Source organism: Aeromonas sp. ASNIH5, from assembly GCF_002902865.1.
Classification (GTDB): domain Bacteria; phylum Pseudomonadota; class Gammaproteobacteria; order Enterobacterales; family Aeromonadaceae; genus Aeromonas; species Aeromonas caviae.
This window is the reverse complement of sequence record NZ_CP026122.1, coordinates 4,236,442-4,249,349: the sequence shown is the minus strand read 5'-3', so window position 1 is coordinate 4,249,349 and position 12,908 is coordinate 4,236,442. Positions and strand designations below refer to the sequence as shown.

Here is a 12,908-nt window from a genome sequence, read left to right as displayed (position 1 = left end):
GGGCAATGATACGGGCCGGGGCATGGGCAGCCGGCCCCAGGTTCATCAGGCCAGATAGGCGCGCAGCATCCAGACCAGTTTCTCCTGCTGCTGCACATAGTCGGAGAGGATGGACGCAGTCCCTTCATCACCGGCATCGGCGGCCTGACCCAGGATGCGGCGCTGGGCAACCAGCAGTTCGCGGAAGCTCGCCAGCAGGGATTCCACGCAGGCACGACCGTCATGCAACCCCTTCTGCTCGGGGATGGCGGACACCTGGATGTAGTCGCTGAAGCTGTGCAGGGGCACCCCATCCAGGGTCAGAATGCGTTCGGCCAGGGCATCGACTTTCAGCAGCAGGTCGTTGTAGATCTCTTCGAATTTCAGGTGCAGCTCGAAGAACTGGTTGCCGCGGATGTTCCAGTGGAAGCCACGGACGTTCATGTAGAGGATCTGGTAGCTGGCCAGCAGCTTGTTGAGCTCGGCGGCCAGGGCTTGTGATTGAACGGTATCAAGACCAATGGGGCTCTTCATGATTCACCTCCAGGTGGTAAGCATTATCGGGAACGGAGTCAGCTTATCCAGAAGCAGACTCAAAGGACAATCGTCCGTGCCTTACCGATCCATAGCCAATGGCTATCGTCGGCAAAAAAATGCACCGGCTTTCATTGCTCAAGCCGTTCGATATAGAGGATCACCTCGCCGAGATGAATGCCGAACTTGCTGATCTTCGCGCGGTTGATCAGGCGGTCGTCGTCCAGCAGATACATCCAGTCATCAAAGCTCACCCTCACCACGCTCTCATCCGGCAGAGCCAGATCGAGTTGATAACGCCAATTGAGGGCAAAGCCCGCTGTCTTGCCTACCGCCTCCCCCACCACGTCTGAAGCCGTGCCGCGCCAGTGGCCATCCGCCCCCTTGCTCAAGAACCAGGTGCGGGTCTGCCGACGGCCATCATCAAAGTAGAACTGCTCGAACAGCTCCCCCTTGCCCTCTCGCCAGTGCCCCTGCATCTCGACCCGAAAGCGACTGGTCACTTCGCCGCTGCGGTCCGTCACCAGGCCATGGGCCACCAGCTTGCCATTGAAGAAACGGGCGAGATCCCAACCCGGCCGGGAGCCGCGATAATCGTCAAGACCCGCGCCGCAACCAGAGAGCCACAGCAGGGGCAGCAACCAGGCAAGACGCCACCAAGAAGAGAACTTCATGGAATACTCCATCAGGATTGGCCGCGCAGGCGGCGGGTCAGAGCGGGATCCCGGCTGTCGTCAGTCAGCCAGATAGCAAGAAACGCGGGGGCGAAGGCGGGATCATATAGAGATCCAAGGAGGCGATCTCGCAACCAGAAGTGGCCCGCCCCCTGCTCGTCCACATAAAAAACCAGCTTGTCGCCGGGGGCGACATCCGGCCAGAGCGTGGCCAGTCGAGCCAGCCAGCGTTGGCGCTCACTCTCGCTGCCAAGGCCGAGCCGCTGCCACTCGGCGGCGGTCGCCTCCAGCAAATCCTGGCGCTCGATGGCCCTCGCGTAGGTAATGCTGAGGGCCTGCGGGTAGCGCCCCGGCTGATAGCGGCCGCTCTCGCTGTAGAGGGTGGCGTCATAGAGCTTGAACCAGAGCCAGCGCATCTCCCCCTGTCCCACGGTGCGCAGCCCCTGCCAGGGGGCGGCAACGCTCTGGGCGGTCGCAAACAGTGGCAGGCTCAAGGCCGCCAGCAGCAGGCTAGTTCCACCCCATGTGCCAACGGGCGGGATCCTCCAGTTCATGCCAGTCCATCTCCTGTTCCTGCAGGGTGTTGATATCCTGCATCACCACACTCGCCAGATGCCCCTGGGCATCGCGCTGGCAGGCCACCACCAGGTAGAAACGCTCGGCCAGCTCGCACTGGCCATCCCTGGTCCACTTGGAAAACAACAAGGTGTCGGTCGAAAAGGTGTTCATCTCGTCTCACCCTCCAGCTTGACCGTTACCCACAGGAGTACGGGTAACCACCACATCCAGATCACCGCCAGCAGCACTGCGCTTGTCCAGATGCCCCAGGGTAAGTTTACTGCCCCCATGGCGGCCCCCGCCATATAGGAGGAGGCGCCCCCCACCATGCCGAACAGCCCCTGTTGCCAGCGCGGCAAGGGGCGAAGCCAGGGAAGGCCGTGGGAGAGGGTCAGGGCGAAACCGCACCAGAGCAGCAACAGCCAGAGCGGAAAACCGGACGGAAAGTGAAACAGGCCGAGGCGCCAGAGCAGGATGTCGAGCAGGCAGCCTGCCAGGGCGACCGGGATGAGGCGCCAGTCCTGCCCACGGCGGGGGGAGAAGATGAAATGGAGCAGCAGCATCCCGAGCAGCGGGCCCGGTTGCTGCCATGTCACCGCCAGCAACCAGTAGAGGTTGAATCCCAGCAGGTGGGCCCACTGCCACATGATCAGCGACCGCTTGCCGGCAAGTCCCCGGACCAGCCATGGGGCCCCGGCTTGGCAGCCTCCAGTTGCACCAGGCTGATGGCCCGCTCCCAGAATCCCCCTTCACAGTAGGCGAAGTAGAAGTGCCAGAGCCGGATGAAATCCTGGCTGTAACCGAGTTTGGGCAGCTCCGGGGCCAGCGCCAGGAAGCGTTCGCACCAGTGGGCCAGGGTGCGGGCATAGTGGTGGCCGTGATCGTGCAGCCGTACCAGCTGCATGTCGGTCTCCCGCGCCAGCAGACCCGCCATCTGGGAGACGCAAGGCAGGCAGCCTCCCGGGAAGATGTAGCGCTGGATGAAGTCCACCCCGCGCAGATACTGGGCGTGGCGCTGATCGGCGATGGTGATGGCCTGGATCAGCAGGCGTCCGCCGGGCTTGAGCAGGCGCGACAACTGGCGGAAATAGTCAGGCAGGAAGGCGTGCCCCACCGCCTCGATCATCTCGATGGAGACCAGCTTGTCATAGCGTCCCTCCAGCTTGCGGTAATCCTCCAGCAGCAAGGTGATGCGATCCCCCAGCCCCTCCCGCTCGATCCACGCCTTGGCATAGTCGTGCTGGGCCCGGGAGATGGTAGTGGTGGTGACCCGGCAGCCGTAGTGACGGGCCGCATAGACGGCAAGACCGCCCCAGCCGGTGCCTATCTCCAGCAGGTGGTCGTCCGGCCCAAGCTCAAGCCGCTCGCAGATGGTGCGCAGCTTGGCCTGCTGCCCCTCCTCCAGGGTGGCATCCGGGTGGGGATAGATGGCGCTCGAATACTGCATGTGATCGTCGAGAAAGCCCTGATAGAGGGTGTTGCCAAGGTCATAGTGGGCGGCGATGTTCGCGCGCGAACCGGTCAGGGTATTGCGATTGAACCAGTGGCGCACCTTGTTGAACGGGAAGCTGAGCCAGCCGAGGCGCCGTTCCAGGGCGTCGAGCAGCGGCAGATTGCGGGCTAGCAAGCGCACCAGTGCCACCGGCTCCGGGCTGGTCCAGAGACCCTCCACCCAGGTCTCTCCTGCGGCGATGCTCCCTCCCAGCAGCAGGCGGCGATAAAACGCCGGATCCTGCACCACCAGCTCGGCATGCAGGTCGCTGCCCGCCTTGCCGAAACGGTGGCACTCGCTGCCGTCGTGGAGCACCAGCTGGCCCTGCTCAAGGCGCGCCAGCAATTTGAGCAGCAGTTGCTTGGCCCCCTTGTCGATGAAAGAGGCAGAGAGGGTTGATTGAGCAAGTTCCATTAGCAGCTCTCCGAATGGGTCAAGAGTGGGGTCGTTCGGTTGGGATGAACCCGCACCATGAGCTGCTGACAACACCAGGAAGCGGAGTTAAACGGGTGTGTCAGCGTCACGGGCGGCTCTCCGGATGGGTGAAGATGGGGGTGCGTTTGATAAAAAGGCGCAGGGCCTGCCAGTAGATCCCGAGCAGCACCTTCAGGGTCATCCAGGGCCAGCGAGCCAGCAGCGCCGCCAGCCCCTTGCGCGACAGCGGCGCGCGGCGCAGGGCCAGGGTGGCGTCAAACAGCTTGCTCTCACCGGATACGGGGTGGCTCTCGATATGGATCAGCGCCTCCTCTTTCGGCGCCCGGATGCGCCAGTGGTAGCGCATCCCCAGCCCCATGAAGGGGGAGACATGAAAATCCTTGTCATGGGGGGAGAGCGCCGCCAGATCCAGCAGGTAGTAGTGACGCTCGTTCCAGGGGGTATTGGAGACCTCAGCCAGCAGGTAGCGGGTCTCCCCCGCCCGATCGCAGAAATAGAAATTAACCGGGCTGAAATAAAACCCGAGGCAGCGCACGTTGCCAAGGAGCAGCACCCGCCCGCCGGGCTCCGCATCCCCCCCAAGGGCCGCCACCTTGTCCCAGACCGCCTGCTTGAGGGGCCCTTCGCTGCCCCGCAGATAGTCCTCGCGGCGAAACGAGAGCAGTCCGGCCCGCTCCACGGCAAACCAGCGCCCCTGCTCAAGCCCGGGCAGTTCGTCCAGATCCAGCCCCAGCATGAAGAGGCTGTATGAAAAAGCGTGGGCCCTGGGGGCGAAGCGGCGATGGCGCACCGAGCCTTGCCAGATGGCGCTGATCCCCTCCCCCATTCCCTCGTCCCCCTGCGTCAAGGCCGCGGCGCCGCTCATAGCTCGGCCCCGAAGCGTCTGGCCACGTCCAGGGCGCTGCGCACCCCGTCCTCGTGAAAACCGTTGTACCAGTAAGCCCCGCAGAAGTGGGTATGCTGATGGCCACAGATCTCGCCCCGTCGCTGCTGGGCGGCGATGGAGCCCTGATTGAATACCGGATGATGATAGACGAAACGGCGCAACACCTTGCTCTCGTCCACCCGTCCACTGGGATTGAGGCTGACGCAGAAGGGCGCGGAGGAGCTTACCCCCTGCAGGATGTTCATGTTGTAGCTCACCAGGGGGCGCGCCCCGTCATCCTCACCGAGCTGGTAGTTCCAGCTCGCCCACGCCTTGCGGCGCATCGGCAGACAAGAGGCGTCGGTGTGCAGCCAGACGTCGTTGGCCTGATAGGGCATGTTCCCGAGGATGGCCCTCTCTCCGTCGCTCGCATCCGCCAGCAGGGCCAGGGCCTGATCGCTGTGACAGGCGAAGATCACCTCGTCAAAATGGGCCTCCTGCCCCTGGCTGGTGACCACGACGCCATCCGCCACCCGGCGCACCGCCTCCACCGGGGTAGCGAGGCGGATGCGCGACTGCCAGCCCGCCGTGAGCGGCCCTATGTACTCTCGCGAGCCTCCCGGGATCACATACCACTGGGGCCGGTTCGCCACCTCCAGCAGCCCGTGGTTGGCGAAAAACCGCAGGAAGAAGCTCAAGGGGAAGGCACGCATGTCCGCCAGGGTGGAGGACCAGATGGCCGCTCCCATGGGCAGGATGTAGTGGCGGGCGAAATAGTCGCTGAATTTCCCCGCCAGCAGGAAGTCCCCCAGGGTCAGCTCGGGGGTCAGCTCCCGCTGGCGATGCGCGGCCAGCCAGGCCCGCGCCTCCCGGTTGAAGCGCAGGATCTCGGCGACGAAGCGATAGAAGCGCGGGCTCAGCAGATTGCGGCGCCGGGCGAACAGGGTATCGAGGTTGTGGCCGTTGTACTCCATCCCCTCGGGACTCTTGACCGAGAAGCTCATCTCGGCGGGTTGGCGCCCCACCCCGATGCGCTCCAGCAATTTGAGGAAGTTGGGATAGGTGCGGTCATTGAAGACGATGAAGCCGGTGTCGATGGCATAGTGGCGCCCAGCCTGTTCCACCTCCACGGTGGCGGTGTGGCCTCCCAGGGTCGGCGCCGCCTCGAACAGGGTGATGTCATGCAGCTTGTGGAGCAGAAAACCGGCGGTGAGACCGGAGATACCGGAGCCGACGATGGCGATCTTTTTCTTCATGAAGGGCGTCCTTTCGAAACGAGTGTGCGGCCAAGGCGCAGCCAGAGCCCTGTCGGCAGGGCGCCGAGCAGGCGCAGCAGCCAGATGAAGCGACGGGGAAAGTGGATCTGGTGGCGACCGGCGGCAAGCCCCGTCATGATGGCGCGGGAAGCCTCTTCCACCGTCACCAGGCAGGGCATGGGAAAATCATTCTTGTCGGTGAGCGGCGTCTGCACGAAGCCCGGGCGGATCAGGGTCACCCCGATGCCCTTGCTGGCCAGATCCAGGCGCAACGTATCCGCCAGATAATCGAGGGCCGCCTTGGAGGCGCCATAGGCCTCCGCCCGTGGCAGGGGCAGCCAGCTCACCGAGGAGCTGACGATGGCAAGCCGTCCACCCGCCCCCAACCGCGGCAGCAAGGCGGCCAGGGCGTTGCCGGTGGCAATGAGGTTGGTCTCGATGACCCGGGCAAACAGGGCGCCGTCAAAGCCTTCTGCCGGATCCATGTATTCACAGTTGCCCGCATTGAGGATGAGCAGGTCGAGGGCGGGCAGACTCGCGGCCACCCCGGCCATGGCGGCGCTGTCGCGCGCATCAAATCGCAAAGGGGTGATCCCCAGGTCGGCCAGTGCCTGCAAGCGCACCTCGTCCCGGCCACAACCCCACACCTGCCAGCCGGCGCGCCGATAATCCAGCGCCAGCTGGCGGCCGATGCCCGAGGTGGCCCCGGTGATCAGCACCCGGCCGCTCATGTCCCCAGCCTCCCCTTGATGGCCCGTACCACGGGCCCCAGCAGTGGCAACTGCTCGTAGAGCATGGCCCCGAGATCGAAGTAGTCCCGGTGCAGGCACACCTTGCCCCAGGAGTCGAACGTCAGCCGGGTGGCCCCCTCGACCCTGACGGCCCGACCACCGGCAATCCTGGGGTGGGAGAAGGTCATGACCCAGGCGAGCCAGGCTTCGTTGCCCGACTGCTGCTGACTCGTTATCTCGAAACTGCACTGGGCAAGGCGCTCATAAAGGGAGGAAAAGTAACGGGTGAGCGCGGCAAGCCCCTCTATCCGGTGCGCAGGATCGATGAAGAGCACCTCATCGGCATAGACCTCCGGCAAGCGGTGCAACTGATGCTTGTCCAATTGCAGGTAGAGGATGACAAAGCGGGCCAGCGCGTCATTCATGCTAGTTTTTCTCCAGTTCGCGGAACATCTCGATGGCCCTCACCCGTGCAACGGCATGATCCACCATGGGGGCCGGATAATCCTGCCGCCCCTTGAGCCGCAACCAGTCGTGGGGCTCGTGGAGATAGGCAGCAGGCACATCCGCCAGCTCAGTGACCCAGGTACGAATGAACTCCCCTTGTGGATCAAATCGTTGCCCCTGGGTGGTGGGGTTGAAGACCCGGAAATAGGGCGCCGCATCGGCCCCGGTCCCCGCCGCCCACTGCCAGCCGCCATTGTTGGCCGCCAGATCCCCGTCGATGAGCCGACTCATGAAGTAGTCCTCCCCAAGCCGCCAGTGGATATGGAGATCCTTGGTGAGGAAGCTCGCCACTATCATCCGCAGCCGGTTGTGCATCCAGCCGGTGGCGTTGAGGCAACGCATGGCCGCATCGACCACGGGGTAGCCGGTGCGCCCCTCGCACCAGGCGGCGAAGGCATCCGGATCCCAGCTCCACGGCAGGGCCGCCGTCTCCGGCTTGAAGGGGCGGTTCATGGAGAGGCTCGGGATCAGCACCAGCAAGTGGCGGTAGAACTCGCGCCAGATGAGCTCGTTGAGCCAGACAAAACCGGGTTGGGCCTTCGACAGGGGCCGGTAGCCGAGACGCTGCTGCAGCGCCCCCACGCACTGGCGGGCACTGATGATGCCCGCCGCCAGATAGGGGGAGAGCACGGAGGTGCCCGCCAGCGCCGGAAAGTCCCGGGTCTCGCCGTAATCGAGCACCGCCTGATCCAGAAAAGCGTGCAACCGGCGGCTCGCCTCGGCCTCCCCCACCGGCCAGCGGGTGTCCGCCGTCAGCTCCCCCAGCCCGTCGTCCACCCACTCCCGCTCGGCCAGGGGCAGCCACGGCAACGGCTCGCCGCGTGGTGCGGGGGCACGGTGAATGACGAAGCCATCCTCCTCGAGAGCCTTGAGCCAGGCGCGGCTGAAGGGGGTGAAGACCTTGAACATCTCCCCCGACCCGGTCAGCACCCGACCGGGCGGCAGCACGCAGCAGCCGTTGAACCAGTGGCTGGTCATGCCCTGCTCCCCCAGCGCGGCGCTGACGGCGTGGTCGCGGCGCAGCTCGTCAATCTCGATGGCCTGGTTGGCGTAGAGCTGGCTCACCCCGAGCTCCCGGCAAAGCGCCGTCAGCGCCGTCGGCACCTCGGCAAAGGTCTCGACCCGCAGCAGATGAAGCGGAATGCCGAGGGCCGCCAGCTCGCGGCCCATGGCATCCACCTGTGCCAGCATGAAGCGCTGGCGGACCGGGGCCAGCTTGTGCGTCTGCCACTGGGTCGGCGAGACGATGAAGAGTGCGGCGACCGGTTCATCTCCGGCGCAGGCGTGGCGCAGGGCCGGGTTGTCGGCCAGACGCAGATCGTTGCGAAACCAGACCAGCCTCATGACGGTGTTCTCCCGCCCTTGCCCTTCGCCTTGGCAGTGCGGGTCGTCACACTGACCTCTGCCAGGGTGGCGTGCCAGTTGCGGGCACGCCGCCACGGCTCATCGTAGAGGCGTCCCAGCTCGCCAAAGAAGCGGGTACCCGCAGGCCATTCGGCGGCCTGGTCCTGTTTGCCGAGCCCGGCCCCCAGCAGGATCAGCCAGGGGGGAGTGGCGCGCCCCTCCAGCAAGGTGGCATGGCGGGGCTCCACCGCCCCCAGCAGTTGCACCTCATAACCCTGACCAATGAGCTCATACGCAGCCCAGACCAGATCCAGCGGCCCCACCTGCCCCCAGCTTGCCAGGGTGACGGGCACGCCTTTCTCCTGCTCGATGAGGTGGCGGGCGAAGCGGGTATGCAGCCAGCCGAGCCACACCTGTTGCAGCAGCTCGCCATCGGGACGCTCGCGCCACAGCCCCAGCAGCCGCTCCACCAGGGGCTGCAGTACCCGGCTGCGCACCAGCTCGAAGGGGTAGCTCGCCAGCAGATCGCCAAGCTCGGCCTCCGCCTTGCGCTGGTTGAAGGCGAGCAGCGCCTGGCTGAACTGCTCCAGGGTCTGCTGCCAGTGATCGCTCACTGGCGCACTCTGGGGCTCGCTCAACAGCCCCTTCACCTGACCTATGCTCACCCCCCGCTCCAGCCAGCTCAGGATCTCGCCTATCTGGCGGATGTCCTGCTCGCTGTAGAGGCGATGGCCCTTCTCGGTTCGGGCCGGTTGCACCAGCCCGTAGCGGCGCTGCCAGGCGCGCAGGGTGACGGCGTTGACGCCGGTGAGGCGGGAGACCTCGCGAATGGGGTAGACGCCCTCGTCGGGGAGAGGCGCGGCGGCTTGTGATTCATCAGACATGAGAGAGTCCATCAGACGTTGGGAAGAGGCCCCGGTGATCCGCCGGGGCCTGCACAGGGTGTTCAGAGCCCGTAGCGCAGCTTGAGCGTGTCGGGATGAAGGTCGAGGTAGGCCTGATCGGCCAAATCCAGCCACACCTTCACAGCCCGTAACGCAATTTCAGCGTGTCGGGATGGGGATTGAGGTACACCTGCTCGGCGAGATAGGGGTTCGGGTACTCGCGCAGGTAGTGGCGGATCAGGGTAAGGGGCACCAGCAACGGGAAGACGCCGGTGCGGTACTTGTCGATGGTGTCGCACAGCTCCTGCTTCTGGGCCGGGGTCAGCACCCGCTTGAAGTAGCCCTGCAGGTGCATCAGCACATTGGTGTGGCTGCGGCGGTTGGCCCGTAGGGTCAGCGCCGCCATCAACCCCTGGATGTAGCTGTCGGCCACCTCCTGCAAGTTGGCCTTGCCAAGGTTGGCGAGCAGGCGCCCCAGCGCCCGGTAGTGGGTGGTGGCGTGGGAGAGCACCAGGTACTTGTAGCGTGAATGGAAGCGGATCAGGGCTGAGGCGGTGATCCCCCGGGCGCAGAGCTGCTGCCAGTCGTGGTAGGCGAAGACCCGCAGCACGAAGTTCTCCCGCAGGATGGGGTCGCACAGGCGGCCATCTTCCTCCACCGGCAGCAGGGGGTTGGCCTCCATCAGCGCCTTGGCAAAGAGGCCGACCCCCTCCTTGGCGCTCCCCTCGTTGTTGGCGCCATAGATGCGCACCCGCTCCATGCCGCAGCTGGGGGACTTGGCGCAGAGGATGTAGCCGGAGAGGAAGTCGAGCTGGCGTGCCTTCTGCTCGCTGAAGGCAATCAGCTTGTCGGTAACGTCGAAGCTGCCGTTGCTTGCCTCGGCCCGCACCTCGCCCTGGCGTTTCACCAGCCGGATGGCGGCGCGGGGTGCGCCCAGGCCAATGGCCATCTCGGGGCAGACGGGGTGATAGTCGAAATGGGCGCCCAGATCCCGTTCGCAGAAACTGGATCGTTTGTGGCCCCCGTCGAAGCGCACTTCCTGACCGAGCAGACAGGCACTGATACCGACCTTGATCTTGTACATGATGAAGCCCCTTGTATAAGCCTTGAGTAAGTTATAGCAGTTATACAAAAGATTGGAAGCTGTATAACTATTGCGAACTGATACGGCCAGGGGGCGGCGGGCGGATCAGCCCCCATAAAAAAAACCCATGACCGAAGTCATGGGTAAAGGTGAAGACCCTGCAGGAAGGATGATCAGAAGCTGTATTTCACACCCAGGCTGGAGATGGAGCCTTTTTGCAGATCCCAGTTGCGATAGGTGTAGTCGGCGGTGAGGGCCAGGTTCTGGGTCAGCTTGTACGCCGCCCCCGCCTTGAAGTCGTGCATGTCGTCGGTCATGTTGGCGTAGCGATAGCCGGTGGAGAGCTCGACGGCGCCGATGTCGTAGCGCAGGCCCACTTCTCCGTAGAGGCTGCCGCTCTTCTTGCGGGCCAGGGTATCCCAACCGGAGTGGTTCACGTCGGAGGCCAGCTCCCGTTCCAGGCTGTAGCCCATCAGGCCGGTTTCACCGTAGAGGTTCAGGCCGGTGCTGAGGGGGGTGTAGACACCCATCCCCAGGCTGGAGATGGCCATGCTGTCGTTGCCGCTGCTGCGGGAGGTGTATTCGCTGCCGATCCGGCCGTAGACATTGCTGGTGAAGCTCTTGGAGAGATCCAGGCTCAGGCCGCCGAAGTCGCGGTTCTCCCCATCCTTGCCACCGATGTAGTCAGACTTGGTGTGGGCCCAGGTGGCAGAGCCCTTGGCATAGCTGAAGGCATCTTGCGCCAGGACGGAGGTGGAAGAGAGACCGGCCAGAACCAGAACAGACAGTGCGATCTTTTGCATTTTGTTGACTCCATGGGTTGAGTTAGGCGGACCTAACTGGAATGGAGCCATTGTGACGGGCAAAGGGGGCAACGCCGAGGAGCAAGCTGTTGCCAAACCATGTCAGATGTAAGCGGATATTGCTGGCGGTTACCGGTGCAACACTCTGCGGGGGAGCGAGGGCTCCCCCGCTGTCATCCTAGCGGAACTCCACCTCGTCGATCTGCACCCGCACCAGCGGCTTGCCGATGAGGCCGGCGGGTCGTGCCAGCTCGATGGCCCGGGAGGCGCGTGCCTCCCCCTTGCGCAGGTAGGAGTCAGGCAGGCGGTTCTCCCCGACCCAGAAGCGCACGGGCTCGCTCGAGAGCTGCACCCCGTCGGCGCTGAACAGGGTCAGGCTGCCGTTGACGCGCACCACGTTGCGACTGCCGGTGTTGCTCACCACGAACTGCAGGCTGAGGGGATCGTCCCCCGCGACCTGGTCCAGCTTCACCGTGATGCCGTCCCGGGTCGCCTGGGAGAGCAAGTCGGGATGGGCCATGGCCTGCTCGGTCAGCACCGGGGCCGCGACACTCGCCGTCACTGCCTGACCGGCTACCGTGGCTGCCGGCTTGACCAGCAGGTATTCCCAGGTGAAATCGTCATTGAGTTGCACCTGGCGACCATCCGGCAAGGTGATCTGGTGCAGGGGAGCCGCCTCGGCCAGCAGAGGGCACAGACAGAGGGCGACCAGCAGTCGGGAGAGGGGTTTCATGGGCAGGCACTCGATAAAGGATGCGAAGGGGGCAGTATAAAGAGTCGTGCCCTCCTTGCCTATGACCCCCCTCACGTTACGCCCCGGCTCAGATGACCAGGGGGTGGGGATCCTCCAGCGTGGCCAGATCCAGGGTCACCAGATCGAACTGGGCACTCCTGAGGGCCTTCTGGATGGTGGGCTGCATGTCGAACACCAGGGCCCGCAGCCGTTCGGGCACCCGGATCCTCGCAAGGGTGGTGACCCTGTCACCCAGGGTATGGAAGAAGACCTGGGCGCCCCCCAGCCCCATGTCCACCAGCATCTGCTCGGCCATGTCGACCATCCGCAGGTGCCGCCTGTCCAGGGAAGTCATATCGACAAACCGCCGGCTCAGGCAGGCCTCCCCCACGTCTCCCCAGAGCGCCAGTTGCCGCTGGTGAAAGCCGTAGCGAAAATCCCGGTTGGTCATCCCCTGCTCGGCAAAGATCCAGAGGGTGTTGGCGGGCAGGCTGTGGAATCGGCGCAGGTACTCCCGCTTCTCCTCCACCGAGGCCGACATCAGCAGCGGCGGGCCCTCTTCATGTTCGAGCTGCTGGCAGAGGTAGCGCACCGGGTCGGTCACCTCGGCGAGGTGGCCCAGGTGGGCGCTGAAGATCATCTCGTCGGTCTTGAGCACCTGATGGGGGATGCCGTAGTGCCGGCAGTAGCGCTGTGCCCTGGCCACCGACTGGCGGCTGAGGGTGGGGTTGTCCAGGGTGATGGCGCGAAATCGCACCCCGCTGGCCCGGCACAGATCCATGCTGTAGCAGGATTCCAGTCGGCCGGAGAAGGAGACAAGCAGTTCGCTGTAACCGGCCAGGGTGTTGATGAGCCTCTGTTCCCTGGCTTGAAAGGTCTGATCGTATCCCCGATTCAGCGCAACGACATTGGCATCCATAACAACAACTCCGGATGATGAACTGGATACCATTTTGCCCGCACCAAGCTGAATATACACTTAAAGAGCATGGATAAAGCTGTACGTTATTTGCCCTCAATCAAGGTTTT

Annotated in this window: 16 protein-coding genes; all 16 read right to left on the bottom strand. The window is 64.3% G+C overall.

All coding sequences use genetic code 11. The annotated features are described in order from the left end of the window. Window positions 1-45: 45 nt before the first annotated feature. Entirely contained in the window at window positions 46-513 is a 468-nt protein-coding gene (locus tag C2U30_RS20130) for a Dps family protein (RefSeq protein ID WP_010673329.1), read from the bottom strand. Window positions 514-644: 131 nt separating this feature from the next. Next, window positions 645-1,187 (bottom strand): DUF3833 domain-containing protein, encoded by a 543-nt coding sequence (locus C2U30_RS20125; protein WP_103244407.1) that lies wholly within the window; start codon window positions 1,185-1,187, stop codon window positions 645-647. A gap of 11 nt (window positions 1,188-1,198) precedes the next feature. Then, window positions 1,199-1,741, bottom strand: coding sequence for a chalcone isomerase family protein (locus C2U30_RS20120; protein WP_069651764.1), 543 nt, complete (start codon window positions 1,739-1,741; stop codon window positions 1,199-1,201). Then, on the bottom strand, window positions 1,698-1,916 hold the full coding sequence (locus C2U30_RS20115; RefSeq protein WP_010673326.1) for a TIGR02450 family Trp-rich protein: 219 nt from the start codon (window positions 1,914-1,916) through the stop codon (window positions 1,698-1,700). Before C2U30_RS20115 ends, C2U30_RS20120 begins: the two co-directional genes overlap by 44 nt. Then, window positions 1,913-2,392: a DUF2878 domain-containing protein gene (locus C2U30_RS20110; RefSeq protein ID WP_010673325.1), complete on the bottom strand. Its 480-nt coding sequence runs from the start codon at window positions 2,390-2,392 to the stop codon at window positions 1,913-1,915. The genes C2U30_RS20115 and C2U30_RS20110 overlap by 4 nt, the downstream gene beginning before the upstream one ends. Window positions 2,393-2,394: 2 nt before the next feature. Then, on the bottom strand, window positions 2,395-3,651 hold the full coding sequence (locus tag C2U30_RS20105; RefSeq protein WP_010673324.1) for an SAM-dependent methyltransferase: 1,257 nt from the start codon (window positions 3,649-3,651) through the stop codon (window positions 2,395-2,397). A 106-nt stretch (window positions 3,652-3,757) separates the two neighbouring features. Beyond that, entirely contained in the window at window positions 3,758-4,537 is a 780-nt protein-coding gene (locus C2U30_RS20100) for a DUF1365 domain-containing protein (RefSeq protein WP_103244406.1), read from the bottom strand. Further along, window positions 4,534-5,793 (bottom strand): NAD(P)/FAD-dependent oxidoreductase, encoded by a 1,260-nt coding sequence (locus C2U30_RS20095; protein WP_103244405.1) that lies wholly within the window; start codon window positions 5,791-5,793, stop codon window positions 4,534-4,536. The genes C2U30_RS20100 and C2U30_RS20095 overlap by 4 nt, the downstream gene beginning before the upstream one ends. Beyond that, window positions 5,790-6,524, bottom strand: coding sequence for an SDR family NAD(P)-dependent oxidoreductase (locus tag C2U30_RS20090; protein WP_010673321.1), 735 nt, complete (start codon window positions 6,522-6,524; stop codon window positions 5,790-5,792). The genes C2U30_RS20095 and C2U30_RS20090 overlap by 4 nt, the downstream gene beginning before the upstream one ends. Further along, entirely contained in the window at window positions 6,521-6,949 is a 429-nt protein-coding gene (locus C2U30_RS20085) for a nuclear transport factor 2 family protein (protein WP_010673320.1), read from the bottom strand. The genes C2U30_RS20090 and C2U30_RS20085 overlap by 4 nt, the downstream gene beginning before the upstream one ends. A 1-nt stretch (window position 6,950) precedes the next feature. Then, on the bottom strand, window positions 6,951-8,375 hold the full coding sequence (gene phrB, locus C2U30_RS20080) for a deoxyribodipyrimidine photo-lyase (RefSeq protein ID WP_103244404.1): 1,425 nt from the start codon (window positions 8,373-8,375) through the stop codon (window positions 6,951-6,953). Next, complete coding sequence (locus C2U30_RS20075) at window positions 8,372-9,259, bottom strand: MerR family transcriptional regulator (RefSeq protein WP_103244403.1); 888 nt, start codon at window positions 9,257-9,259, stop codon at window positions 8,372-8,374. Before C2U30_RS20075 ends, phrB begins: the two co-directional genes overlap by 4 nt. A gap of 139 nt (window positions 9,260-9,398) precedes the next feature. Continuing rightward, on the bottom strand, window positions 9,399-10,343 hold the full coding sequence (locus C2U30_RS20070) for a YbgA family protein (protein WP_010673317.1): 945 nt from the start codon (window positions 10,341-10,343) through the stop codon (window positions 9,399-9,401). A 173-nt stretch (window positions 10,344-10,516) separates the two neighbouring features. Further along, on the bottom strand, window positions 10,517-11,146 hold the full coding sequence (locus tag C2U30_RS20065; RefSeq protein ID WP_039041374.1) for an outer membrane beta-barrel protein: 630 nt from the start codon (window positions 11,144-11,146) through the stop codon (window positions 10,517-10,519). Window positions 11,147-11,324: 178 nt separating this feature from the next. Next, on the bottom strand, window positions 11,325-11,879 hold the full coding sequence (locus tag C2U30_RS20060; protein WP_103244402.1) for a DUF3157 family protein: 555 nt from the start codon (window positions 11,877-11,879) through the stop codon (window positions 11,325-11,327). 88 nt (window positions 11,880-11,967) lie between these two features. Next, on the bottom strand, window positions 11,968-12,798 hold the full coding sequence (locus C2U30_RS20055) for a hypothetical protein (protein ID WP_039041372.1): 831 nt from the start codon (window positions 12,796-12,798) through the stop codon (window positions 11,968-11,970). Window positions 12,799-12,908 lie beyond the last annotated feature (110 nt).